General features: G+C 48.2%; 34 protein-coding genes, 1 rRNA gene and 2 pseudogenes. 31 read left to right on the top strand and 6 right to left on the bottom strand.

Annotated elements, in window-relative coordinates:
- Positions 1-18 precede the first annotated feature (18 nt).
- The 22 genes from rpsH to rpsI all read left to right on the top strand — a co-directional run bounded on the left by rpsH (position 19) and on the right by rpsI (position 12,754).
- Positions 19-417, top strand: a complete 399-nt coding sequence (gene rpsH, locus ATH33_RS11515) for a 30S ribosomal protein S8 (RefSeq protein ID WP_037997834.1) — start codon at positions 19-21, stop codon at positions 415-417.
- Between the two features lie 26 nt (positions 418-443).
- On the top strand, positions 444-980 hold the full coding sequence (gene rplF, locus ATH33_RS11510; protein WP_121874446.1) for a 50S ribosomal protein L6: 537 nt from the start codon (positions 444-446) through the stop codon (positions 978-980).
- 35 nt (positions 981-1,015) lie between these two features.
- Positions 1,016-1,384: a 50S ribosomal protein L18 gene (gene rplR / locus ATH33_RS11505; protein ID WP_037997828.1), complete on the top strand. Its 369-nt coding sequence runs from the start codon at positions 1,016-1,018 to the stop codon at positions 1,382-1,384.
- Positions 1,385-1,431: 47 nt separating this feature from the next.
- The gene (gene rpsE / locus ATH33_RS11500) at positions 1,432-1,899 is read left to right on the top strand and encodes a 30S ribosomal protein S5 (protein WP_121874459.1); all 468 of its coding nucleotides are present in this window, start codon (positions 1,432-1,434) and stop codon (positions 1,897-1,899) included.
- Between the two features lie 13 nt (positions 1,900-1,912).
- A complete protein-coding gene (gene rpmD, locus ATH33_RS11495) occupies positions 1,913-2,101 on the top strand; it encodes a 50S ribosomal protein L30 (RefSeq protein ID WP_037997822.1) in 189 nt (62 codons plus the stop codon).
- A gap of 35 nt (positions 2,102-2,136) precedes the next feature.
- Positions 2,137-2,577: a 50S ribosomal protein L15 gene (gene rplO / locus ATH33_RS11490; protein WP_037997821.1), complete on the top strand. Its 441-nt coding sequence runs from the start codon at positions 2,137-2,139 to the stop codon at positions 2,575-2,577.
- The gene (gene secY / locus ATH33_RS11485) at positions 2,577-3,875 is read left to right on the top strand and encodes a preprotein translocase subunit SecY (protein ID WP_037997819.1); all 1,299 of its coding nucleotides are present in this window, start codon (positions 2,577-2,579) and stop codon (positions 3,873-3,875) included. The genes rplO and secY overlap by 1 nt, the downstream gene beginning before the upstream one ends.
- A gap of 112 nt (positions 3,876-3,987) precedes the next feature.
- Positions 3,988-4,641: an adenylate kinase gene (locus tag ATH33_RS11480; protein ID WP_037997815.1), complete on the top strand. Its 654-nt coding sequence runs from the start codon at positions 3,988-3,990 to the stop codon at positions 4,639-4,641.
- A complete protein-coding gene (map, locus tag ATH33_RS11475) occupies positions 4,638-5,384 on the top strand; it encodes a type I methionyl aminopeptidase (protein ID WP_037997812.1) in 747 nt (248 codons plus the stop codon). Before ATH33_RS11480 ends, map begins: the two co-directional genes overlap by 4 nt.
- Positions 5,385-5,399: 15 nt before the next feature.
- Positions 5,400-5,705, top strand: coding sequence for a KOW domain-containing RNA-binding protein (locus ATH33_RS11470; protein ID WP_037997809.1), 306 nt, complete (start codon positions 5,400-5,402; stop codon positions 5,703-5,705).
- Between the two features lie 4 nt (positions 5,706-5,709).
- Positions 5,710-5,928 (top strand): translation initiation factor IF-1, encoded by a 219-nt coding sequence (gene infA / locus ATH33_RS11465; protein ID WP_037997807.1) that lies wholly within the window; start codon positions 5,710-5,712, stop codon positions 5,926-5,928.
- A 49-nt stretch (positions 5,929-5,977) separates the two neighbouring features.
- A complete protein-coding gene (gene rpmJ, locus ATH33_RS11460; protein ID WP_022738894.1) occupies positions 5,978-6,091 on the top strand; it encodes a 50S ribosomal protein L36 in 114 nt (37 codons plus the stop codon).
- Positions 6,092-6,109: 18 nt separating this feature from the next.
- Complete coding sequence (gene rpsM, locus ATH33_RS11455; protein WP_037997804.1) at positions 6,110-6,478, top strand: 30S ribosomal protein S13; 369 nt, start codon at positions 6,110-6,112, stop codon at positions 6,476-6,478.
- A 21-nt stretch (positions 6,479-6,499) separates the two neighbouring features.
- Complete coding sequence (rpsK, locus tag ATH33_RS11450; protein ID WP_037997801.1) at positions 6,500-6,898, top strand: 30S ribosomal protein S11; 399 nt, start codon at positions 6,500-6,502, stop codon at positions 6,896-6,898.
- 154 nt (positions 6,899-7,052) lie between these two features.
- Positions 7,053-7,997 (top strand): DNA-directed RNA polymerase subunit alpha, encoded by a 945-nt coding sequence (locus ATH33_RS11445; protein ID WP_049720822.1) that lies wholly within the window; start codon positions 7,053-7,055, stop codon positions 7,995-7,997.
- 23 nt (positions 7,998-8,020) lie between these two features.
- Positions 8,021-8,410, top strand: a complete 390-nt coding sequence (gene rplQ, locus ATH33_RS11440) for a 50S ribosomal protein L17 (RefSeq protein WP_037998354.1) — start codon at positions 8,021-8,023, stop codon at positions 8,408-8,410.
- 79 nt (positions 8,411-8,489) lie between these two features.
- On the top strand, positions 8,490-9,329 hold the full coding sequence (locus ATH33_RS11435) for an energy-coupling factor transporter ATPase (protein ID WP_121874445.1): 840 nt from the start codon (positions 8,490-8,492) through the stop codon (positions 9,327-9,329).
- On the top strand, positions 9,305-10,168 hold the full coding sequence (locus ATH33_RS11430; protein ID WP_037998348.1) for an energy-coupling factor transporter ATPase: 864 nt from the start codon (positions 9,305-9,307) through the stop codon (positions 10,166-10,168). Before ATH33_RS11435 ends, ATH33_RS11430 begins: the two co-directional genes overlap by 25 nt.
- Positions 10,165-10,959 carry an energy-coupling factor transporter transmembrane component T family protein gene (locus tag ATH33_RS11425; RefSeq protein WP_121874444.1) on the top strand — a complete coding sequence of 265 codons (795 nt, stop codon included), beginning with the start codon at positions 10,165-10,167 and terminating at the stop codon, positions 10,957-10,959. The genes ATH33_RS11430 and ATH33_RS11425 overlap by 4 nt, the downstream gene beginning before the upstream one ends.
- Positions 10,960-10,977: 18 nt before the next feature.
- Entirely contained in the window at positions 10,978-11,751 is a 774-nt protein-coding gene (gene truA, locus ATH33_RS11420; protein WP_121874443.1) for a tRNA pseudouridine(38-40) synthase TruA, read from the top strand.
- A 154-nt stretch (positions 11,752-11,905) separates the two neighbouring features.
- A complete protein-coding gene (rplM, locus tag ATH33_RS11415) occupies positions 11,906-12,343 on the top strand; it encodes a 50S ribosomal protein L13 (protein ID WP_037998383.1) in 438 nt (145 codons plus the stop codon).
- A gap of 18 nt (positions 12,344-12,361) precedes the next feature.
- The gene (gene rpsI, locus ATH33_RS11410; protein ID WP_037998380.1) at positions 12,362-12,754 is read left to right on the top strand and encodes a 30S ribosomal protein S9; all 393 of its coding nucleotides are present in this window, start codon (positions 12,362-12,364) and stop codon (positions 12,752-12,754) included.
- A 117-nt stretch (positions 12,755-12,871) separates the two neighbouring features.
- On the opposite strand, the pseudogene ATH33_RS11405 reads toward rpsI, so the two are convergent.
- A pseudogene (locus ATH33_RS11405) lies at positions 12,872-13,203 on the bottom strand (DUF2200 domain-containing protein).
- Positions 13,204-13,341: 138 nt separating this feature from the next.
- Positions 13,342-13,847 (bottom strand): annotated as a pseudogene (locus tag ATH33_RS11400) (5'-methylthioadenosine/S-adenosylhomocysteine nucleosidase); the annotation flags it as partial.
- A gap of 101 nt (positions 13,848-13,948) precedes the next feature.
- Between ATH33_RS11400 and ATH33_RS11395 the strand changes: the two are divergent.
- Positions 13,949-15,571, top strand: a complete 1,623-nt coding sequence (locus ATH33_RS11395; protein WP_062843357.1) for a catalase — start codon at positions 13,949-13,951, stop codon at positions 15,569-15,571.
- A 20-nt stretch (positions 15,572-15,591) separates the two neighbouring features.
- Here the strand turns inward: ATH33_RS11395 and ATH33_RS13875 are convergent, their stop codons facing one another.
- Both ATH33_RS13875 and ATH33_RS13870 read right to left on the bottom strand, forming a co-directional pair.
- A complete protein-coding gene (locus tag ATH33_RS13875; protein ID WP_197052020.1) occupies positions 15,592-16,059 on the bottom strand; it encodes an HAD family hydrolase in 468 nt (155 codons plus the stop codon).
- The gene (locus ATH33_RS13870) at positions 15,980-16,312 is read right to left on the bottom strand and encodes an HAD family hydrolase (protein ID WP_069201566.1); all 333 of its coding nucleotides are present in this window, start codon (positions 16,310-16,312) and stop codon (positions 15,980-15,982) included. The genes ATH33_RS13875 and ATH33_RS13870 overlap by 80 nt, the downstream gene beginning before the upstream one ends.
- 181 nt (positions 16,313-16,493) lie before the next feature.
- Between ATH33_RS13870 and ATH33_RS11385 the strand changes: the two genes are divergently transcribed.
- The 4 genes from ATH33_RS11385 to ATH33_RS11370 all read left to right on the top strand — a co-directional run bounded on the left by ATH33_RS11385 (position 16,494) and on the right by ATH33_RS11370 (position 19,926).
- Entirely contained in the window at positions 16,494-17,309 is an 816-nt protein-coding gene (locus tag ATH33_RS11385; protein WP_121874442.1) for a ZIP family metal transporter, read from the top strand.
- A gap of 149 nt (positions 17,310-17,458) precedes the next feature.
- Positions 17,459-17,983 carry a hypothetical protein gene (locus tag ATH33_RS11380; RefSeq protein ID WP_037997911.1) on the top strand — a complete coding sequence of 175 codons (525 nt, stop codon included), beginning with the start codon at positions 17,459-17,461 and terminating at the stop codon, positions 17,981-17,983.
- A gap of 77 nt (positions 17,984-18,060) precedes the next feature.
- Complete coding sequence (cwlD, locus tag ATH33_RS11375) at positions 18,061-18,792, top strand: N-acetylmuramoyl-L-alanine amidase CwlD (protein WP_121874441.1); 732 nt, start codon at positions 18,061-18,063, stop codon at positions 18,790-18,792.
- A 45-nt stretch (positions 18,793-18,837) separates the two neighbouring features.
- Positions 18,838-19,926, top strand: coding sequence for an Mrp/NBP35 family ATP-binding protein (locus ATH33_RS11370; RefSeq protein WP_037997906.1), 1,089 nt, complete (start codon positions 18,838-18,840; stop codon positions 19,924-19,926).
- A gap of 27 nt (positions 19,927-19,953) precedes the next feature.
- Here the strand turns inward: ATH33_RS11370 and gerD are convergent, their stop codons facing one another.
- A complete protein-coding gene (gerD, locus tag ATH33_RS11365; RefSeq protein ID WP_121874440.1) occupies positions 19,954-20,571 on the bottom strand; it encodes a spore germination lipoprotein GerD in 618 nt (205 codons plus the stop codon).
- A 132-nt stretch (positions 20,572-20,703) separates the two neighbouring features.
- Between gerD and ATH33_RS11360 the strand changes: the two genes are divergently transcribed.
- Complete coding sequence (locus ATH33_RS11360) at positions 20,704-21,366, top strand: KinB-signaling pathway activation protein (protein ID WP_121874439.1); 663 nt, start codon at positions 20,704-20,706, stop codon at positions 21,364-21,366.
- 89 nt (positions 21,367-21,455) lie between these two features.
- Here the strand turns inward: ATH33_RS11360 and pdaB are convergent, their stop codons facing one another.
- Positions 21,456-22,220 carry a polysaccharide deacetylase family sporulation protein PdaB gene (gene pdaB / locus ATH33_RS11355; RefSeq protein WP_037997897.1) on the bottom strand — a complete coding sequence of 255 codons (765 nt, stop codon included), beginning with the start codon at positions 22,218-22,220 and terminating at the stop codon, positions 21,456-21,458.
- Positions 22,221-22,312: 92 nt separating this feature from the next.
- Between pdaB and ATH33_RS11350 the strand changes: the two genes are divergently transcribed.
- The 3 genes from ATH33_RS11350 to ATH33_RS11340 all read left to right on the top strand — a co-directional run.
- The gene (locus ATH33_RS11350) at positions 22,313-22,930 is read left to right on the top strand and encodes a stage II sporulation protein M (RefSeq protein ID WP_037997894.1); all 618 of its coding nucleotides are present in this window, start codon (positions 22,313-22,315) and stop codon (positions 22,928-22,930) included.
- A gap of 11 nt (positions 22,931-22,941) precedes the next feature.
- Positions 22,942-23,364, top strand: coding sequence for an OsmC family protein (locus tag ATH33_RS11345; protein ID WP_121874438.1), 423 nt, complete (start codon positions 22,942-22,944; stop codon positions 23,362-23,364).
- A 206-nt stretch (positions 23,365-23,570) separates the two neighbouring features.
- Positions 23,571-23,845: ribosomal RNA gene (locus tag ATH33_RS11340) — 16S ribosomal RNA — on the top strand; the annotation flags it as partial.

Raw genomic sequence — 23,845 nt, 5'->3', positions numbered from 1 at the left:
TAGGAAGGAGGGTTTCACATGGTGATGACAGACCCGATTGCAGATATGCTGACAAGAATTCGGAATGCCAATATGGTTCGTCATGAAAGTGTTGAGTTTCCGGCATCCCGTATGAAACGGGAAATCGCCGAGATCTTGAAACGTGAAGGTTTTATCCGCGACGCGGAATATATCGAAGACAACAAACAAGGCATTATTCGGATCTTCTTGAAGTACGGACCAAACAATGAAAAAGTAATTACCGGATTGAAACGGATCAGCAAACCCGGGTTGCGCGTTTATGTAAAAGCCAATGAAATTCCGCGTGTTTTGCGTGGCTTGGGCATCGCTCTTTTGTCCACCAGCAAAGGGATTTTGACGGACAAAGAAGCCCGTGAGCAAAAAGTCGGCGGAGAAGTCATTGCATATATCTGGTAATTGGTTTACGGATGGAGGTGAATGTGATGTCTCGTATCGGGAAAAAACCGATTGAAATCCCAAACGGGGTTGAAGTAAACGTTGAAGGGAACAAGGTTACCGTGAAAGGCCCGAAAGGCACCTTGTCCCGTGACTTCCATTCCGATATCAGCATCAAGGTGGAAGAGAATCAAGTCGTGGTGGAACGTCCGAACGACCATCGGACCTACCGTGCTTTACACGGAACCACCCGCAGCTTGATCGCCGGAATGGTGGAAGGCGTAAGCAAAGGATTCACCAAAACTCTTGAGTTGGTTGGTGTCGGTTATCGGGCTCAGAAAAAAGGAAACAAACTGGTCTTAAACGTCGGTTATTCTCATCCGGTGGAGATTACTCCGATGGATGGAATCGAGATTGACGTCCCTTCCCAAACACAAGTCGTAGTCAAAGGGATCGACAAACAAGTTGTTGGTGAAATGGCCGCCAACATCCGGAAAGTCCGTGTGCCTGAGCCTTACAAAGGCAAAGGAATCAAGTACAGCGATGAAGTGATTCGTCGTAAGGAAGGGAAAACCGGGAAGTAAACCGTAGCATGATCAAGAAGGGAGTGAACTAGACCGTGATTCGTAAAGTAAGTCGTAACGAGAGACGGAAAAAACGCCATTTGCGTGTTCGCAACAAAGTGTTTGGTACCGCTGAGCGTCCTCGTTTGAATGTTTTCCGTTCTTCCAAAAACATTTACGCTCAATTGATTGATGACATGGCCGGACACACATTGGCAGCTGCTTCGACCTTGGATAAAGAAATCAAAGAAAAAGGTGTCAATGGCGGAACAGTGGATGCGGCACGCGAAGTCGGCAAATTGATTGCGAAACGAGCTGCGGACAAAGGATTCAATAAAGTGGTTTTTGATCGCGGTGGATACATTTATCATGGTCGTGTGAAAGCTTTGGCTGAAGGAGCACGGGAAGGAGGTCTGGACTTTTGAGCAAACAAGAAAAGCCGCGCAAAAGAGATGCTGCGCAATCAGAGTTTATCGAAAAAGTGGTTAGCATTAACCGTGTGGCAAAAGTTGTAAAAGGCGGACGTCGCTTCAGTTTCAGCGCTCTTGTCGTTGTCGGCGACGGCAAAGGCAAAGTTGGCGCAGGGATCGGAAAAGCGGCTGAAGTACCGGAAGCGATTCGCAAAGGAATTGAGAATGCGAAAAAGAATATGATTCGTGTGCCCCTTTTGGGAAGCACGATTCCGCACGAAATGATCGGCCGTTTTGGTGCCGGGAAAGTTCTTTTGAAGCCGGCATCGAAAGGTACCGGAGTTATTGCCGGAGGTCCTGTGCGTGACGTGTTGAATGCTGCGGGTGTTGGTGACATTCTGACAAAATCGACAGGTTCAAACAACCCGATCAATATGGTACGCGCTACACTGAATGGACTTGAAAACTTGAAACGTCCGGAAGACGTAGCAAAACTGCGCGGTAAAAGCGTAGAGGAACTGTTGGGATAAGGAGGGGATGACCATGGCTAAAAAACTGGCGATTACCCTCAAGCGCAGCATGATCGGCCGCCCGGAAAGCCAACGCGTAACCTTGCGTACGCTGGGTTTGAAAAAACGTGAACAAACCGTTACGCATCAAGACAATCCGGCGATTCGCGGGATGTTGAACAAGGTGCAACACCTGGTAGAAGTCAAAGAAATCAATGAGTGATTTTGGGATGACATGCTGAAGAGGAGGTGCGAGGGATGAAATTGCATGAATTAAAGCCAGCTACCGGCGCTCGTAAAGCGAAAAAACGCCTTGGACGTGGTATTGCAGCGGGTCAGGGAAAAACTTCGGGACGTGGTCAAAAAGGACAAAATGCACGTTCTGGTGGCGGTGTACGCCCTGGTTTTGAAGGGGGTCAAATGCCGATTTACCGCCGCTTGCCGAAACGCGGTTTTACAAACCCGAATCGTGTGGAATACGCGATCGTCAACTTGGACACGTTGAACCGTTTTGAAGAAGGAACCGTTGTGACACCGGAACTCTTGGTTAAAGAAGGCGTTGTTAAAAACCTGAAAAGCGGATTGAAAGTTCTTGGCAATGGCGAACTGGAGAAAAAGCTGACTGTAAAAGCTCACAAATTCTCTGCTTCAGCGCAGGAGAAAATTAACGCCGCTGGTGGAGCGACGGAGGTAATCTAATGATTCGGAACCTGGGCAATATCTTTAAGGTGGAAGATCTTCGTCGGCGTATTTTATATACTTTGATGATGTTAGTGATATTTCGGATCGGAAGTTTTATTCCGGTTCCGAACACTAACGCCGAGGCTCTCCAAATGTTGATGGATCAAGCACAAGGTGTTTTTGGTCTCATCAATGCGTTTTCCGGGGGAGCTTTCACGAACTTCTCCATTTTTGCGATGGGGATTATGCCCTACATCACTGCTTCGATCATTGTGCAACTTTTGACGATGGATGTCATTCCGGCCTTTGCACGATGGGCGAAGGAAGGTGAAGTGGGTCGCCGTAAATTGGCACAGTTTACCCGCTACTTTACGATTGTGTTGGGATTGATTCAATCCATCGGATTGTCCATTGGTTTCAACCGTTATATTACCGGCTTTATTGAAGACCAAAGCGTTTGGTCCTATGCTTTGATTTCTCTCACACTGACAGCGGGTACCGCATTTTTGATGTGGATGGGCGAACAAATCACGGAAAAAGGAATCGGAAATGGAATTTCCATTTTGATTTTTGCCGGAATTGTGGCTGCCATCCCGTCTCATGTGGGTGCGATTTACAACACATTGTTTGTTCAGGAAGACCAACTGTTCCTTGGAATTTTGAAAGCCGTTGGAATTTTGCTGGTCGTGATCCTGGTTGTGATCGGGGTCATTTACATTCAACAAGGTGTCCGCAGAATTCCGGTACAGTACACCAAACGGGTGGTTGGCCGTAAAATGTACGGCGGTCAGTCGACGCACATTCCGATGAAAATCAATGCAGCCGGCGTGATTCCGGTGATCTTTGCACTGGCTTTGCTCATGTTCCCGGTGACGATCGCCAGCTTCTGGCAAGGACATCCGGTTGCTGATTGGATTCAGGCCAATTTCACCTACACCCAATTTGGTTTGGGGATGGTTCTGTACGTCATCCTGATCATCGGATTCTCTTATTTTTACACTTTCGTGCAAATCAATCCGATTCAATTGGCTGATCAGATGAAGAAAAATGGCGGCTTTATTCCGGGGATCCGGCCTGGAAAAAACACTTCGACCTACCTGACCAAGGTGATGAATCGCTTAACCTTGACAGGTTCTGTGTTTTTGGCAGCCGTATCCATTTTGCCGATCTTTTTCATCAACTTTTCGGGTCTGCCCAGTACCGTTCAGATTGGTGGAACCTCGCTTCTCATCGTGGTCGGTGTGGCACTTGAAACGATGAAAACGATCGAAAGTCAGTTGATCAGACGCCATTATAAAGGGTTTATGCATAAATGAGCATTGTCCATCCCCCGGATTGATTTCCGGGGCTATGATATGGGCATGCAAATCCATTTTTCTCTGTAAGTGCGGACCAAACCCGTAGACAGTTGAACCGGGAGGGATATTGATGAATATTGTACTCATGGGCTTACCCGGGGCCGGGAAAGGGACGCAAGCAGCGCACATTATTGATGAGTTGAAGATCCCGCATATTTCGACCGGAGATATGTTCCGCCAGGCAGTGAAAGAGGAAACGCCGCTTGGCCTGGAGGCAAAAACTTACCTGGATCAGGGAAAATTGGTCCCTGATGAGGTGACGATCGGTATTGTGCGTGAACGTTTGGGCAAAGATGATTGTGCAAACGGATTTATGTTGGATGGCTTTCCCAGAACGGTTCCGCAAGCTGAAGCACTGGATGAATTGACGAAAGAGTTGAATCGTCCCATCGATTATGTGATTTATATTGATGTTGATGAGGAGGAACTCCTGAAACGTCTGACGGGTCGACGCATTTGCCGCGAGTGTGGCGCGACTTATCATGTCGTTTTTGCTCCGCCAAAAGTGGATGGAGTTTGTGACCGCTGCAACGGAGAACTTTACCAGCGGGATGATGACAAAATTGAGACAGTGAAAGAACGTCTCAAAATCAACATGGAGCAGATCCAAAAGTTACTGCGTTATTATGAATCAACTGGCAAACTTCATCGTGTCGATGGGAAGCAGCCGATCGAAGATGTAACCAAAGAGATTATGTCCGTGATTCGAGGGGCGAAGTCATGATTATCATCAAATCGGCCAATGAACTCGAACGCATGAGAGAAGCCGGAAAGATCGTATATTTGACTCATCAGGAGTTAAAAAAGGCCATTCAGCCCGGGATTACCACCAAAGAGCTTGACCGGCTGGCGGAAAAAGTGATTAGCGGATATGGTGCGACGCCTTCCTTTAAGGGGTATAATGGCTTTCCAGGCAGTATCTGCACATCCGTCAACGATGAGTTGGTACACGGGATTCCTGGAAACCGCGAATTAAAAGAAGGAGATATTATCTCTCTGGATATCGGTGCATGTTATGAAGGATATCACGGAGATTCGGCTTGGACTTATCCGGTTGGAAAGATCAGTCCGGAAGCGGAAAGATTGCTGAAGGTTACGGAAGAATCTTTATATAAAGGACTGGAGCAGGCCAAAGCCGGGGCCAGAGTGGGTGATATTTCGCATGCCATCCAGACCGTTGCTGAAGAAGCCGGTTTTTCCATCGTACGGGAGTATGTCGGGCATGGTGTGGGCCGGAACTTACATGAAGGTCCGAGCATCCCGAATTACGGGATTTCCGGAAAAGGCCCCCGTTTGAAATCCGGAATGACCATTGCGGTCGAGCCGATGGTCAACTATGGGAAACGGTTTGTCAAAACACTTTCTGACAATTGGACGGTCGTAACGGTGGATGGTTCTCTCTGCGCGCACTTTGAGCATACCATCGCGATCACAGATGACGGCTATGAGATTCTGACCAAAGCGTAATCCAGGTGAAGGGTGATGGACGTGACAGATGTGGATTGTCTCCCGAGTCCCGGACAGATTGTACGCATTTTGCGCGGACGTGATGCAGGGAACTTCGCAATCGTGGTCGGCTGTCAAGAACCGTATTTCGTTCTTCTGGCGGACGGGGACCGGCGAAAGATGGAATGCCCGAAAAAGAAGAATGTCAAGCACATTCAAGTGACGAATACGATTAATCAGGAGATCGCAGCTGATTTAAAAAAGTATCGTCGAGTGGATAATGCGAAGTTACGATACGCCCTGAACCAATATTTGCTCAAGAAAGAGCATAAAGGAGTGTGAATCGATGGCCAAAGAAGATGTGATCGAGGTAGAAGGGATTGTAAAAGAACCTTTACCGAATGCGATGTTTCGTGTAGAGTTGGAAAATGGTCATGAAGTTCTGGCTCATGTCTCCGGAAAGATTCGCATGCACTTTATTCGTATTTTGCCGGGAGACAAAGTAACTGTTCAACTTTCTCCTTATGATCTATCCCGTGGACGGATCACTTATCGTTACAAGTAAAGACCTGTGAGCAGTTGCTGAAAGACGCTTAAGACAGGAGGGTGCTGAAATGAAAGTGAGACCTTCAGTGAAGCCCATTTGCGAAAAATGCAAAGTGATTCGTCGCAAAGGGGCAGTCATGGTAATTTGTGAAAATCCGAAGCATAAGCAAAAACAAGGTTAATGACGGGAGGTGTAAAGTATGGCGCGTATTGCCGGAATCGATTTACCACGTGAAAAACGCGTAGAAATTGCCCTCACTTATATCTACGGAATCGGTCGTTCCCAATCGAAAAGAATTTTGAAAGAGACGGGTGTTAATCCGGATACCCGGGTTCGTGACCTGACGGAAGATGAAGTAGCAAAATTGCGCAGCTTCATTGACAAAAACCTGGTCATCGAAGGGGATCTTCGTCGTGAAGTGGCATTAAACATCAAACGGTTGATCGAAATCGGATGTTATCGCGGAATTCGTCATCGTCGCGGGCTGCCTGTTCGCGGTCAAAGCTCCAAAACGAATGCACGCACACGCAAAGGTCCTCGCCGCACTGTAGCGAACAAGAAAAAATAAGAATAGCAAGGAGGGAAAATTGTGGCTAAACGTAAAACGACAACTCAACGTGTCAAACGCCGTGCAAGAAAAAACATTGAAGCCGGTACGGCTCACATTCGTTCCACTTTTAACAACACCATCGTAACAATTACCGATCCGCGCGGAAACACCGTTGCATGGGCAAGCTCCGGTACGATGGGATTCAAAGGTTCCCGTAAAAGCACGCCTTTTGCAGCTCAAATGGCTGCGGAACAAGCTGCGAAAGTAGCGATGGAAAACGGAATGAAATCTGTGGATGTTCTGGTGAAAGGGCCGGGAGCAGGTCGTGAAGCAGCGATTCGTTCTTTGCAAGCGGCAGGTTTGGAAGTAAGTCTGATCAAAGACGTAACACCAATCCCTCACAATGGATGTCGTCCGCCGAAACGTCGCCGTGTTTAATTTTTGCTTCCAATCTGTTCCATTGTTTATTTTTGCATGAGATGGTGTATACTGGATAAGACTAATTCTTTTATCCTGTTATACCAAATCCGTGCAATCATGAGGTTGGATTTCGCCCGGAACGCGACGTTCTGAAGGAGGGTTTGTGAGCCGTATGATTGAAATTGAAAAGCCGAAGATCGAAGCTGTGGAGATCAGTGAAGATCATCGATATGGAAAATTTGTGGTGGAACCTCTTGAACGCGGATACGGCACTACCCTGGGCAACTCTCTGCGCCGTGTCCTGCTCTCTTCATTGCCAGGAGCGGCCGTTAATTCCATCCAGATAGATGGGGTATTGCATGAGTTTTCCACAATTCCCGGAGTTGTGGAAGATACGACGGAAATTATTTTAAACTTGAAGCAGTTGGCTCTGAAGATTCATTCGGATGAAGAAAAAATCTTGGAGATCGATGTGGAAGGCCCTGGAGATGTAACCGCAGGCGACATTCGCGCGGACAGCGATGTGGAAATTTTAAACCCGGATTTGCACATTGCCACATTGAGTGATGATGCTCATTTGCGCATTCGGATGACGGCGAATCGTGGCCGCGGATATGTATCTGCTGATAAAAACAAACGTGAAGATCAACCGATTGGTGTGATTCCGGTCGATTCGATCTACACGCCGATTGAACGGGTTAACTACCAAGTGGAGAACACACGGGTTGGACAAGTCACCAACTATGATAAGCTGACATTGGAAGTATGGTCCGATGGAAGCTTGAAACCGGACGAGGCGGTAAGCCTTGGTGCGAAAATCCTGAACGAACATCTCATGTTGTTTGTCGGCTTGACCGAAGAAGCAAAAGACGCGGAAATCATGGTTGAAAAAGAGGAAGACAAGAAAGAAAAAGTCATGGAAATGACAATCGAAGAGCTCGACCTTTCGGTTCGCTCTTATAACTGTCTGAAACGGGCCGGCATTAATACGGTTCAGGAACTGACGCAAAAAACGGAAGAAGACATGATGAAAGTGCGTAACCTTGGACGCAAATCTTTGGAAGAAGTACAAAGCAAATTGGCTGAGCTTGGTTTGTCTTTGCGTAAAGAAGACTAATCTCTGAAGGGGGAGGGAAAAGCATGGCATACGCAAAACTTGGCAGAAACAGCAGCGCACGCAAAGCAATGCTTCGTGACTTGGTTACCGATCTGATCATTCATGAACGCATCGAAACCACGGAAGCAAAAGCAAAAGAAGTGCGCTCGATCGTTGAAAAAATGATTACGCTCGGAAAGCGCGGCGATTTGCACGCACGTCGTCAAGCCGCTGCCTATGTGCGTACCGATCGTTCTTACACGGTGAAAGAGGGAGAAGAAGTCACACATCAAAAAGTGAACGCAGTGAAAAAGCTGTTTGATGAGATTGCTCCCCGTTATGAAGACCGGAATGGTGGTTACACACGCATTCTCAAATTAGGACCTCGCCGTGGAGACGGTGCACCCATGGTCTTCCTTGAATTGGTAAAATAATCTTTTTTTGTTGGAAAGGGTGAGGCAGGATCCAGCACTTGGTCCTGACGTTTACCCTTTTTTCTTTTAAGGAGAAAAAATGGAACCGATCATTCAGTATGAACGAGTATGGTTTCGTTACGAACAGGAATCAGATTCCCCTTGGGTGTTGAAAGATGTCTCGCTTTCCATTGGTTCCGGGGAATATGTGAGCATTGTCGGAAGTAACGGTTCCGGCAAGTCCACACTGGCCCGGTTGGCAAACGGATTGTTGCTTCCGGTAAAGGGCCGGGTCCGGGTGGCGGACATGGATACCCGGTCGGAAGAAGATCTGTGGAATATCCGCCGGAAAGTCGGGATGGTGTTTCAAAACCCGGATAACCAAATCGTTGCGACATCCGTGGAAGACGATATTGCCTTCGGATTGGAAAATATCGGTGTTCCGCGTCCGGAAATGAAAAACAAAATCGATCAAGCGGTGAAAGCGGTCGGACTTCAGGGGTTGGAACGCGTACAGCCCCATCACCTTTCGGGCGGACAGAAGCAAAGATTGGCCATTGCCGGAGTGCTGGTGTTGGAACCGGATGTGATCATTTTTGATGAATCCACGTCCATGCTTGATCCGGTTGGACGGAGGACGTTGCTCCATTTGATGCAATCGTTAAATGATCGGGGAACCACCATTATTCACATCACCCACTCCGCGGAAGAAGCTTTTCAGGCGGATCGAGTGATTGTCATGCATCAGGGAGAATGCAAGTTGGATCAACCGGTGAAGCAATTGTATCCCCGGGCACATTGTTTGAAACAATGGGGTTTGGCGGTTCCGCTCGAAGTGGAGTTGAAACACCGGCTCCAGAAAAAAGGCTGGCCGCTGGGAGAGATCACCGGCAAAGAAGATCTGGTGAGTGAAATATGGAGATTGTTATCCAAGACCTGAGCGTGAAATATTTGCCGAATACTCCTTTTGAGAGAGAAGCTTTGTCCCGGGTTTGCCTTCGCATTCCGAAAGGGAGTTTTGCTGCTGTGGTCGGTGGAACCGGCTCTGGAAAATCGACATTGATCCAGTGTATCGCCGGGCTGATCCGCCCCAGTGCGGGACACGTCCAAGTGGGGGACCTGGTTTGGGACGCCCGGAGCCAATCGGGATCGGCCCTCAGACGGCATGTCGGGTTGGTTTTTCAATATCCGGAACACCAGTTATTTGCGGAAACCGTAGCGGCTGATATTGCCTTCGGCTTGAAAAACCGGGGGGTGGAGGAACCGGAACGAAGTCGCCGGGTCCGATGGGCCATGGACTTGGTCGGGCTTGCGCCGGAATTATGCGATCGTTCTCCTTTTCACTTAAGCGGCGGACAGATGAGGAGGGTGGCGATTGCCGGGGTCTTGGCCTTGGAACCGGATATACTGATTCTGGACGAGCCCTCGGCCGGATTGGATCCGGAAGGGGAAGAAGAGCTGTTTGCTTTGCTTAAAAAGCTGCATCAGCAGGGGAAAACCATTGTCCTGGTGACCCATGACATGAATCACGTCGTGCGCTGTGCCGACCGGGTGTTTGTGCTGGCAGATGGAAAGCTGGTCTTGTCCGGAACGCCGGAAGAAGTGTTCAGCCGGGAGCAAAAGTGGCAGGAACTTTCTTTGGCATTGCCGCATGTCACGCAGTTGATCCTGAAAATGAACCGGAAACTGGATCCGCCGCTTCCTTTATCCATTTTTACCTTGGATGCGCTTGAAAAAGCTTTGGAAAAACGGTTTGCTTCCGGGGTGAATGCAAAATGAAAGGGTTTGTGGTGGGGTCCTATTTTCCCGGCGATTCTTTTGTTCACCGGCTGGATCCCCGGGCCAAACTGGGATTTGTTTTTGTCTTTATGATTTATGTTTTCTTTTTGGAAGCTGTTTTGCCGAGCATAGTGTTCCTTTTGTTCACGCTTGCCGCCGTCCGTGCGGCCGGGATTCCATACAAGCTTTTTTTCAGCGCACTGAAACCCGTCCTTTGGATCATTCTGTTGTCTTCCTTTTTGCATTTATGGATGAACAAAGGCGGGGATGTGGTCTTGTCTTTTTCTTTCATCACCGTTTATGAAGAGGGCATCCGCCAAGCCGGGATCATTGCCAGCCGGCTTTCCTTGCTGGTCTCCATTGCTTCGCTGCTCACGTTTACGACGTCTCCGATGGACTTGACGGACGGGATTGAAAAGATTTTGTCTCCGTTTAAAAAAGTCGGGGTTCCCGCACATGAATTGGCTTTGATGATGTCCATCGCACTCCGGTTCATCCCGACGCTGTGGGAGGAAACGGAGAAAATCCGCAAGGCGCAAATGGCGCGCGGAGTGGATTTTGGAGAGGGGAATCTGCTGAAACGGTTGAAAAAATATTTTCCGATCCTCATCCCGTTATTTGTGTCTTCTTTTCGGAGAGCGGAAGATCTGGCACTGGCCATGGAAGCCAGATGTTACCGGGGAGCGGAAGGGAGAACGAAATGGCGCCGGCTTCAGCTCACCTGGAGGGATGGGTGGCTGGTTGCCGTCTTGATCCTGTTGGGGGGCATTGTGTGGATTTTTCGCCAATAGGGAGGTGCAAAGCCCGGATTGAAAAAGATTAAACTGGTCATCGCTTACGACGGAACGGATTTTTCCGGTTTTCAAAGCCAACCTGGACAAAGAACGATTCAAGGGACACTGGAAGAAGCATTGCGGAAGATGACCGGTGAGGCGGTTTCGGTTCATGGTTCCGGCAGGACCGATGCGGGGGTTCACGCCCTTCACCAAGTTTGTCATTTTATGACTTCCAGTCCGATCCCGGTTGAAAAATATCCTTATATCTTAAGGCGTACCTTGCCGCGGGATGTATTGGCCCTTTCGGCGGAAGAAGTCCCCATGGACTTTCATGCCCGAAAAAGCGCAAAGTGGAAAACATACCGCTACCGGTTGGATTTGAGACCGATCCCCGATTTGTTTGAGCGCCGGTTTCGCACTCATGTCCCGGTTTCGTTGGATATGGGGAAAATGCAGGATGCGGCGGATCATCTGGTGGGCACCCATGATTTCACCTCTTTTTGTTCCGCCAAAACCGAGATCGAAGATAAGGTCCGCACGATTTACCAATGCCGCTTGGAAAAGGAGCCGGGCGGATTGGCCATCGAAGTGACCGGCAACGGTTTTCTTTATAATATGGTGCGGATTATCGCAGGGACGCTGGTGGAAGTCGGGAAAGGGAGAATCCGGCCGGAGGCGGTTCCCGGAATCATTCTGGCAAAAGACCGGCAAAAAGCGGGACCCACGTTTCCGCCGGAAGGACTGGTCCTGGTCAAAGTCGGCTATACACCTTGGAAAAATTCCGATCCCACCGCGTCTCCTTCTTGACATCGCACCTCATTTGCGATATTATAACGCTTGGTATTTTCCACTCCATGCCCCGGTGGAGTTATGTTCGGCGCAAAATCAGTCACTGATAAATGCTTCTAAAACTTGAAAATGATTAACGGTTTACCGTTTGTTGATAGAGGAGGGAATACGGATGCGTACCACCTATATGGCGAAACCCAATGAAGTGGAACGGAAGTGGTATGTGGTTGATGCCAAAGGCAAAACCTTGGGTCGTTTGGCATCGGAAGTTGCGGCATTGCTTCGCGGAAAACATAAGCCTGAGTTTACCCCGCATGTCGATACCGGGGATTTCGTGATTGTGATCAATGCAAGTCAAATTGAATTGACCGGTAAAAAATGGAACAAAAAGATCTATTACCGCCATTCCCGTTATCCGGGCGGATTGAAAGCGACTCCGGCACACGAAATGCGTGACAAACATCCGGAACGTATGATCGAATTGGCAGTCAAAGGAATGCTTCCAAAAGGAAGCCTTGGTCGCAAGCAACTCAAAAAATTAAAAGTATATGCAGGTTCCGAGCATCCTCATCAGGCACAACAGCCGGTTGAGTGGGAACTGCGTGGATAATAAAAGGAGGTAACCGATTTGGCACAAGTTCAATTTTACGGAACCGGTCGCCGTAAGGAATCGGTCGCTCGAGTTCGCCTCGTTGCCGGAGATGGACGAATCGTGATCAACGGCCGCAGCATTGATGATTATTTTGGTTTGGAAACCTTGAAAGCCATTGTTCGCCAACCGTTGGTGCTGACGGATACACAAGATCGTTATGATGTTCTGGTCAATGTTCATGGCGGCGGCTTCACAGGACAAGCCGGAGCCATTCGTCACGGAATTGCACGGGCTTTGTTGAAAGTTGATCCGGAACTTCGTCCAGCTTTGAAAAAAGCCGGTTTCCTGACACGTGACCCACGGATGAAAGAGCGTAAAAAATACGGTCTCAAAGGCGCTCGCCGTGCACCCCAATTCTCCAAACGTTAAGCTTTATATCTCAACGTTTACAAGGCCCTTTCCCGAATTGTCCGGGAAAGGGTTTTTTACATTCAAACCAAAACGAAGAAACACTGCTCCTTTTTGGAATCAGTGCTTCTTCGTTTTTCATGTGCGCAAAATGGTCTCCATTGATTTTCCACGGGCCAACTCATCGATCAGTTTATCCAAGTAGCGAATTTCCTGCATTGTTGGTTCTTCGATGTCTTTCACCCGGACACCGCAGATCACCCCTTTGATCAAGAACCGCAAAGGATTCAATTGAGGAGCTTCCAAAAAGAAGGTCTCAAGGTCAGTTTGTTTTTCTAAGTGCGCCTCTAATTCTTCTTGGCGTTATCCTGTCAACCAACGGATGATTTCATCGACTTCTTCTTTGGTTTGTCCTTTTTTCTCCGCTTTTTATTTTTTTACATACAGGGATCAATTTTTGAAAAACTCATTTGGTAAATCCGGGGTTTGTTCATCATTGATTCTCCTTTTGCGATATATGGGGAAACGGAGGGAAGTCGGTGATGGACACTTAAGAGAAAGAGGCCTGTGGGTGAAATAACCATCCATACGCCTCTTTCACAACGGGATTATTTGTTTTTCAGCGTGGAAATATATTCGTTTACCACATGATACACAAGGTTTCAGCGGTATCAAGGTGGTATTTTCCCGCGTTTGTCTTATTGTTGGACATACCCAAGAACGGAACCCCATAGGCATCGGCAATTTGCGCGGCGGAGGCGCTTTCCATTTCCTCGACGGAGGTTCCGTATTTTTCATGATACTATTGGATCCGGTTCACCTCATTGTTCCAAAGGTCGGCCGAACCGATGGTGCCTTCCACCACTTTGCCGTTTTTGTATTTGTCTTTGACGGACAGAGCCGCTTTCAGCAATTTCGGATCGTCTTCATAATAACGGATCTTTTCCGCGCTCTTGACTTCTCCGGCACTGCCTTCCGAGGCCATCTGGTCCATCGGTTTCCATGTGAATGGATCGGTTCCTTGGTTGATGATGGCAACAGGATGGTACTTCTCGATGGCCAAGGCGGTGGCAGCCGCCGTGTTTTCCATTCCTTTTCCGGTTTTTACGACAATGGCCGCAGCATGGATGAAAGCGAATAAAAATTCGGTTTGGATTGAAAATAGGGGTGAATCCATTTTCAAAGGAGGAGCTTGATTTGTCTGGGAAAGATGATATGAATCATAAAATCGTTCGCGGAATACTGACCACCCGCCAAGGGCATCCGGTTTTTGACAACCAAAACATTAAAACGATTGGAAACCGGGGACCGGCAACCCTTGAAAATTATCATTTCATCGAAAAGATCTCTCACTTTGACCGGGAAGAAGTTCCGGAACGGGTGGTGCATGCACGTGGCACCGGAGCATTTGGATATTTTGAAACCTACGGGAAAGTAGGGGATGAACCGGTTGAAAAGTATACCCGTGCCAAAGTGTTTTCCGGAGCGGGAAAAAGAACCCCCGTATTGGTTCGTTTTTCCACCGTGGCCGGTGCAAAAGGATCACCGGAAACAGCCAGGGACCCACGCGGATTTGCAGTGAAAATGTATACGGAGGATGGGAACTGGGACTTGGTCGGGAACAATCTTAAAATTTTCTTTATCCGTGATCCCATGAAATTTCCGGACATGATTCACGCTTTTAAACCGGATCCTGTTTCCAATGTGCCAAATCCTCAACGGATGTTTGATTTTGTTGCCCGTTCACCGGAATCCATTCACATGATTACGTTTCTCTTTTCCCCATGGGGGATTCCCGCAACATACCGGCACATGCAAGGTTCCGGGGTAAATACGTACAAATGGGTCAATGACAAAGGAAAAGCGGTTCTGGTGAAGTATCACTGGGAACCAAAACAAGGAATCCGAAACCTGACGCAGGAAGAGGCGGAAAAAATCCAGGCGAAAAACGTGGAACATGCGACACAAGATCTGTATGAAGCCATCGAGCGGGGAGATTATCCCGAATGGGAGTTGTTTGTCCAAATCATGGAGGACGGGTACCATCCCGAACTTGATTTTGATCCACTGGATGTCACAAAGCTTTGGCCGGAGGATCAGTTCCCGTGGCTGCCAGTCGGCCGGCTTGTGCTAAACCGAAACCCGGTGGACTTTCATGCAGAGATTGAACAGGCGGCGTTCGGAACCGGAGTGCTGGTGGACGGAATGGATTTTTCCGACGATAAAATGTTGCAAGGACGCACGTTCTCTTATTCGGACACCCAGCGTTACCGCATCGGGGCCAACTATTTACAATTACCGGTGAATGCCCCGAGGGTTCCGATCCGAACCAATCAGCACCGGGGTCAAATGGATCGCCGTGACCCCCGTGAATCCGGTGGAAATCCGCATATCAATTACGAACCTTCTTTGCTGGGGGGGCTGGAAGAAGCCGCCAGAGAAGGAAGCGTTCCGCATCAGCCGATGTACAATGCAGCCGCAATGAGTGCACCGATTGAGCGTACAAACGATTACGGACAAGCGGGACAGACATACCGGAGTTTTGAAGACTGGGAGCGTGACGAATTGATCAAAAACTTGTCGGATGCGCTTGCGGTTTGTGACAAGCGGATTCAGGATGCAATGATTGAACACTTTACAAAGGCGGACGAAGATTACGGGCGTCGTGTGAAGAAAGGAATTGAAAAGAAAATGAAAGAGTTGGCAAAGCAAGAAAGAGAAAAAATCACGCTGCCGGGACGTGAAGCCGGACGCACCAAATTTGGCCAAGGGACGCTTTCCGCCAACCAGGCAACCAAAGAAGCCGTGCAGAAAAGCCATGAAGCGGATCCTTACTGATGGCTTCGGAAAGATGGAAATCAGGGGAACGTATTAAAAGAACTTCCTTGCTCCAAAGGAGTTCCCTTTGATTTCTCATGAAGAATGGCGATTTGTCTCAACCACGCAAAAGTTTTTTCAGCCGAAAAACAGCGCATTCCCTCTTTGACAAGGTAATCGGCTTTTTGGAAACCGTCAGGCAAAGGCTTTTCCGCCAGATAAGGAATCGCCACACAATACATTCCGGCCCGTTTGGCGGCCTCAACCCCGTATGGGGAATCCTCCACCACCAAACAGTGTTCCGGGCGGATGGCGAGCTGTCTGGCGGCTTCCAAAAACACATCCGGTTCCGGCTTGCCTTTCTTGACATTTTCCGAAGAAACCACCGCATCGAAGAAAGGGGACAACCGGGTCACCGACAAGATCTCCTCAATGATGTCCGGTGAAGACCCCGAAACCAGGGCCAATGGAACCTTGTTTTCCTGAAGGATGTGCAAAAACTTTTTCATTACAGGAAAAACGTGTGTAAACCCTGTTCTTTTTCTCGATCAACACATCGACGGGATCTGAAAAAGGGTACTTTTTATTCAAATCTTCCAGCATTTCTTTTGTGCTGATGCCCACATACGGCTTTTTCATCTCAAAGTCAAAACCGGTGATTCCGTATTCCGCCAACAACTTTTTCTCCGCTTCAAAATAATTGGGCTCGCTGTCAATCAGTGTGCCATCCAAGTCAAAAATCACCGCTTGAATCCCCGACATTGCATTTCCCTCCTCACGGCATAAAACAAAAAATTGAGAGACGGTTTTATCATTAAATTCTTCTTCAAACAAAAGGTTTCTGTGTGGAACATCGGTGTTTGTTCTTTGTTAAAGCAGGAATACCTTCATGATTTTTCGGGGATTTATTAAGTAAAACGCATAAAGGAGTTTGCTTTTCGCCATGTTTGACGCGTTTTATGATCTTCATCCGGTGATGCAGGCTTTGATTGCCACGTTGTTCACCTGGTTCATGACCGCATTGGGAGCTTCTCTGGTTTTTTTTACCAAGACGTTCAACGAAAAGTTGATGGACAGCATGTTGGGGTTTGCAGGAGGCGTGATGATTGCCGCCAGTTATTGGTCGCTGTTGTCCCCGGCCATTGAAATGTCCCGGGGCCATGCGATTGCCGATTGGTTCCCGGCGGCAACCGGTTTTATGGCCGGCGGGTTTTTTTTGGGGGCCATCGATAAAATATTGCCCCATCTCCACCCAAACGCGCCCCTCGGCCAAGCGGAAGGTTATCTTTCAAAGGAAGTGAAAAAAAGCACCTTGTTGGTGCTTGCCATCACGTTGCACAACATTCCCGAGGGACTGGCGGTGGGGGTTGCTTTCGGCTCCATCGCAGGCGGGGGAACGGAAGCTTCTCTGGCAGCCGCCGTGACACTTGCCGTCGGGATTGGAATCCAAAATTTCCCCGAAGGAATTGCGGTTTCCATGCCGCTCAGGGGAGAAGGAATGTCCCGCAGAAAGAGTTTTTTCTACGGACAGTTCTCGGGAATGGTTGAACCCGTTGCCGCCGTCATCGGCGCATTTTTTGTCACGTTCATCGGGTCGCTGTTGCCCTATGCCTTAGGTTTTGCGGCGGGCGCGATGATCTTTGTGGTGGCGGAAGAAGTGATTCCAAGCTCGCAGGAAAGAGGGAATAAAGACCTGGCCTCCATGAGCTTGATGGCCGGATTTGTTGTGATGATGATTTTGGATGTCACTTTCGGCTGAGCCAGGATGATTTGCCCGGAATCCACAGAGGTTGGATCCGCTTTTCTTTCCGGAGGCAATCTGCTATTCTTTCCCGGTTCTTGTTTTTTCTTACGTTTCTTTGTCAAGAATGAAGAAAAAGAGAGTTTGGACAAAGGAGCAAACCACCGGTGGCACAAATTTTTTACTGGGATGAATGGCAGATTAAAAGAGAAGAACAAATTCGGTTAAAAGCATTGAATCAGTTTCCCTGGTCCCAATTGAAAAAAATCAAGGAAGATTTTGTGGACCCGTTTACCCATTATTGGCCCGAGTTGCGCAAAATTATGTTGTTGGAATTGGTGTACCGCATGGTTTTTGAATCATATGCGGCCGGGATGATCGAGCGGAAAAAGGCGGGGAGGCGAAAAGTGACGTTTTCCCAACCGGTTGATGCTGCTTCCCGTACTCCCCAAAACAACCAACCGGAGCAGAAAACGATTTCTCTGTCCGAATCGCTTTGCCTGATCGTCACCCAAAACGACCCGGTGGATGTTTTTATCACCAACCGCGAAAAAATATGCCGCCAATTGACGGATCAACTGGTGAAGGAATTTTCCATCTTCCGGTGGTTGGATGAATGGAATGTGCAATCGGTGATGATTTTGCTGGAAGAATTGAGCCGCATCTGGTTCCAGCAAGGCTGGAGTGAGTGAGCGATGGTTAGTACATAACTGTCCGTTTCGCCCATATACATGAAGATAGACAGGTTTAATCAAGTGAGGCGAAATGGATGGAAAAATGGTTGAAAGAACATTGGGTGTGGGCGGGAATCGTTTTGCTTTTGCTCCTGTTGCCGGCTTTGTTTTTCATGTCGAAAAATCTTATTGTATCCACATGGTCCATGCCATTAAACGGAAAAGTCATTGTATTGGATGCCGGGCACGGGGGAGCGGACGGGGGAGCGGTCAGCGAGTCCGGGCTCATCGAAAAAGACATCACATTGCAAATGGTTTTTTATTTGCGGGATTATTTGCAAGAAGCAGGGGCCTTGGTTTATCTGACCCGGGAGAGTGACCGGGATCTGGCTTCCCCGGACACAGGCAGGCTCCGTTCCCGGAAAGCAGAGGATCTCATGCGCCGGATTCATTTGGTCAAAGAGAAAAAAGCGGATGCTTTGATCAGCATCCATTTGAATGCCATTCCTTCGCCCAAATGGTCAGGAGCCCAAACGTTCTATCATCCGGCGAAAGAAGAAAACAAAAGGCTGGCGGTTTTTATCCAGTCTGAATTGGTGAAACAGCTGGGCAACACCAAGCGTTTGGCGAAACAAAAAGGGGATGTGTATATTTTGAATCATTCCCCGGTTCCGACGGCTTTGGTGGAGGTTGGGTTTTTGTCCAACCCCGCGGAAGCCGAACTTTTGTCGCAGCCGGAGTACCAAAAAAAAGTGGCGGCATCCATTTATCTGGGGATTCTCCAATATTACACAGGAAAAGAACCACCTCCAATCGTTGATCAGTAGTGTGTTATAATAGACAAGAAATCGCTTTCGATTGAGGTGTCAGCCATGCTAACCCAGGAAAAAATATTAGAAGCATTAAAAAATGTGAAAGATCCTGAAATTAACCGAAGTCTTGTCGAATTGGACATGATTCGAAATATCCGGATAAAAGGGAAAGAAGTCTCGCTGGATGTAATTTTGACCATTCAGGGTTGCCCTTTAAAATTTAAAATCCAGGAAGATGTGGAGAAGGCCATTTATCAGCTGGGAGCCGAAAAGGTGAATGTGCGCTTCGGATCGATGACGGATGAAGAACGGCAAAAACTGGCGGCAAGTTTGCGCCAGGAAGGACAGAAAGACCGCCAGAGCCAGGTTCCCCCGTTGTTGGATCCTTCCTCCAACACGCAGTTTATCGCCGTGTCCAGCGGAAAAGGCGGTGTCGGAAAATCGACCGTGACCGTGAATCTGGCCGTGGCATTGGCCCGGAAAGGGAAAAAAGTGGGCATTATTGATGCCGATATATACGGATTCAGCGTTCCGGACATGATGGGCATCGAAACGCGTCCCGTGGTGATTGGTGAGATGATTTTGCCTGTGGAACGTTTCGGCGTGAAAGTCATGTCCATGGGATTTTTTGTTCAAGACAATTCGCCGGTGGTTTGGCGCGGACCCATGTTGGGGAAAATGCTGAGAAACTTCTTCAGTGAAGTTTACTGGGGAGACCTTGATTATTTGTTGATCGATTTGCCTCCGGGAACGGGGGACGTGGCGCTGGACATTCACCAAATGATCCCGCAAAGCAAAGAAATCCTCGTGACGACTCCCCACGCAACGGCGGCGTTTGTTGCTGCACGGGCAGGTGCCATGGCACTGAATACGACCAAACATGAGCTTCTCGGCGTCGTCGAGAACATGTCCTGGTACCAAAATAAATACGGGGAGCGGGAATACGTCTTCGGCCACGGCGGAGGCAAGAAGTTGGCCGAAGAGTTAAAAGTGGATCTGTTGGCCCAGATTCCGCTCGGGGCTCCGGAGTATAAAGACATGGATGATCCGGATTTTGCCCCGGCGATCTATGATGCCGATCACCCCAATGGCAAAAGGTACGGGGATTTGGCTGAAAAATTGTTGGAAAAGGCACCGGTTGCCGGATAACGGGAGGCGGTTTTCACCGCCTCTTCATTATTGTTGGGACTGTCCGCCTTCCTGATTGCCGCCGCCACCTTGTTCGCCTTCGTCTTCACCGCCGCCTTCTTGACTGTCTTGTTTTTTGCTTTGGGCTTGTTCACCGAGCTTTTTCTGAATGCTCGGCACTTGGATCAGTTCTTCCATGATTTTTTTGGTTTCTTCCCGGTATTGCTGGCTTTTCAGGATTTTCAGGATTTGATTGGACATTTGCGGATCTTTGAAGATCTCGATCAGCATTTTTTGATATTCCGGGTCTTTCAACAAGGTTTTCATCAGCTTTTTGTTTTGTTCTTCCGTGACCTGAAACAAATTGTTGGCCACTTCCGGCTTTTGCAAAATGGTTTCCCACTCTTTTTTCATTTTGGCATCGGTAAGGGATTGGGCCAGAGCCTTTTCCATTTCTTGCGATTTCATCATGATTTTTTGTTTGAATTCAGGCTCCTGCATCAGATCCTCCAGCACTTTTTTTCCTTCTCCCGTATGCAATACGTCCAGCGTGATTTCCTTGATTTTTTGATAATCCGGCTCGGATGGCTGGGACTGATTGGAACTGCATGATACGACCGTCAACACAGGAAGGATGATTGCTACGATCCATTTTATCTTCTGCATCTTCTTTGTTCCTCCGTTTCGCGAGCTTACTCTTTTTTAATATGCGAGTTTGCCGGAGGCTTTATGCCTGACTGTCAAATCAGAATCAATTTTGGTACAATCGGTTAAGAAAACAAAACAGGAGAGACCGTTATGACTTTAAGGAAATTGATTTATTGGTTTTTCTCGACACTGATCCTCGGATGTGTTACGGCAATTATTTTGGGTTTTCTTTTTGAACAGGCGGCGGGTGAAGTGTTGTTCGGTTCCTTGACCAGTCAGCTTTTGCTTGGCTTGACCCTGGCTGCCGTTGCGGAACTCGGCTTCTTTGCCTATCTGGTGTTTAATTGGTTGGCCAAGGGGTTGTTAAGAAAAAAGACAGTTTATGACACGGTGATGCTTTTATTGATCCTGATTCTGACCGGAAATTTGCTGTACTTGAATTTCGCGAAATATCAGGGAGAAGAATTCTGGCTCCACTTGCTCGTTCCCACGGTCATTGTTTTGTCGGCCATCCTGATTGCCGGTCTGAAACAAAAGTGGACGAATCAAAGCGCATACATACCCACGCTTTTTTTTGTCATCGCCGCAACAACGATTGAAGCGATTCCTTCCATCAATCCCAAGGAAGGGGAAGTCCCGCTTCTGATCATAATGCACACGGTGTTGGTTCTTTTGGTTTGCAATGCATGGCAAATTTTGCAGCTGCACCGGTGGGTGCAACCTTCGCCCGCTGAAAGGGGGAAGAAGGGGAAGTTTGCCAAGAGCACGAAGGCCGGTGTAAAAAACACCCATAAACAGAAAAAGAAAAAATAAAGGAGTCGGTTGCCGTTCAAGCGAACGGAATCGACTCTTTTTTCATGGGGAAAACGCTGATCTTATGCTATGCTTATGTAGGTGCAACGTTATTCAACGGATTGGGTATCCACCTCGGAGCCGGAGATCAATTCAGACACCGTGACAAATTCATATCCTTTCGATCGCAACCCGTCAATGATTTCCGGCAAAGCTTCGTGGGTTTGGCGACAAGAATCGCTGGCGTGCAACAAAACGATGTCTCCGGGATGGGCTTTGGTTAAAACACGTTTGACAATTTCATCTTTCCCGGGATTCATCCAGTCGCGGGAATCGGTGTCCCATTGGATGGTTTTATAACCGAGACTGTCGGCAATCTTGAGGACCCTTTTGTCAAAGTCCCCGTTCGGAAAACGGATCAGATTCGGTTTTTTGCCTGTGGCTTTTTGCAAAATCTGGTCTGCTTTTAAAATTTGAGTGCGAATTTGTTCTTCGTTGTATTGGCTGTAGTTATCATGCCGGTGACCGTGGCTTCCGATTTCATACCCCATGTTCACAATCCGTTTGACCAGGTCGGGATGGCTTTCTGCCCACGGAGAAGATAAGAAGAACGTCGCTTTTTTCAGCCCTTTTTGTTCCAAAACGTCCAAAATGGGGCCGGTGCGTTCTTCCCCCCAGCTGATATCAAAGGTTAAGGCGATTTGTTTTTTATCTGTGTCAACGCTGTAAATCGCAGACGGGCCCGGATCCAGCGGCACAAAGACCTGAATGTTTTTGTTTTCCGCATAAAAGATCCCGGCTGCAAAGAATAGAACAAGAAGGATAAGAATACTCCGTTTCAGACGTTTGCCTGAAAGCACAAGAAAAAAATTCATTGTGTCGGTCCCTCCCCCGAATCAACATCTATCCTAAATGTATGCGTGAGGACGAGGGTTATGATTGTTTGTCCATAAAAAGGAGTGGAAATATGAAAAAGTGGTGGTCCGCCATTCGTGAAGAAAGAAGATATTTTACGATGATGGCTGTCGTGTTTGTCACCAGTGCCGTGACCGGTTACTTCCAAGGGGATTCGTTGACAACCTTTCTGAAACAAGCCGGGGTGTTTGAGGAAATTGAAAAAGTGGTGCAATCCATCCAAAGTCAGCCGACGTTTTTGAATGCATTTGTCTCGATCTTTCTGAATAACTTGTTTGCCACGATGATGATCATTTTATTGGGCGCTTTGTTTTTCGGAATCTATCCCTTTTCGGCCATGCTGATGAACGGAATGCTGTTGGGAACCACCCTTTACGTCGCATCCCATGATTCGGGACAAAATCCCTGGGCCATCTTTGTCCAGTCGATCTTGCCCCATGGTATTATGGAATTGCCGGCATTGTTTATGGCTGCCGGTTTGGGGATTCATTTGGGAATGGCAGTGTTGAGGCGGGTTTTATCGGTCTTTTCAAGCGAACGGATGCAGGCCAGCATTGCTGAATGGAAAAGGATTCGAAGCCGGCTGGTGCCCAATCTTACGGCCATTGTGGTACTGCTGTTTTTAGCGGCTGTTGTTGAGGCGGCCTTGATTATATATGGAATATCCTAGGAGGAATAGAAATGAAAGTGAATGTGACATGGCAAGGAAAGATGCGGTTTGAAACGGAAACGCCGTCCGGACATACGGTGACAATGGATGCCGCACCGGAAGTCGGCGGGGAAAACAAAGGCCCCCGACCGACAGAAATGGTTTTGTCGGCAGTAGGAACCTGTTCCGCGATTGATATTGTCGATATTCTGCGGAAGATGCGTTTAAATGTGGAAGGATTCGCAATGGAGGTGGAAGGGGAACGGGCAGAAGATCATCCCCGCCGCTTCACCAAAGTGCACATGCATTATGTGTTAAAAGGGGATCTTCCCGAAGAAAAAGTCCGTCGGGCTGTACAGCTTTCCGTTGAGAAGTATTGCTCGGTTTCCAATTCATTAAATGCCCGGATCTCTTCCAGTTTTGAAATCAATGGGAAAAGATATGAAATAGATTGAGTTGGCCGCTTGGTCGCGGGGATTTTGAGGTCCCCGCCATTTTTTTCGATTTTATTTTTAAAAAAGTGTTGACTTATGTCGGTGAAGGTGATAATATCGTATTTGTCGCCGCGAGAGAGCGGCAAACATAAAGCGAAATGAAGTGTTCCTTGAAAACTGAAGAGTGAAGACATGACTCGTTAATTCTTGAGAGTTCACATCAAACTTTTTTGGAGAGTTTGATCCTGGCTCAGGATGAACGCTGGCGGCGTGCCTAATACATGCAAGTCGAGCGGGAGAATCATCCTTCGGGATGAGGATCCAGCGGCGAACGGGTGAGTAACACGTGGGCAACCTGCCCGCAAGACCGGGATAACTCCGGGAAACCGGGGCTAATACCGGATAGTCCTTTTCCCCGCATGGGGAAAAGGGGAAAGGCGGCTTCGGCTGTCACTTGCGGATGGGCCCGCGGCGCATTAGCTGGTTGGTGAGGTAACGGCTC

The sequence above is a fragment of the Thermoactinomyces vulgaris genome, from assembly GCF_003688725.1.
Taxonomy (GTDB): domain Bacteria; phylum Bacillota; class Bacilli; order Thermoactinomycetales; family Thermoactinomycetaceae; genus Thermoactinomyces; species Thermoactinomyces vulgaris.
Note: the sequence above shows the minus strand (reverse complement) of the source record. Positions and strands in the feature narration are given on the sequence as shown.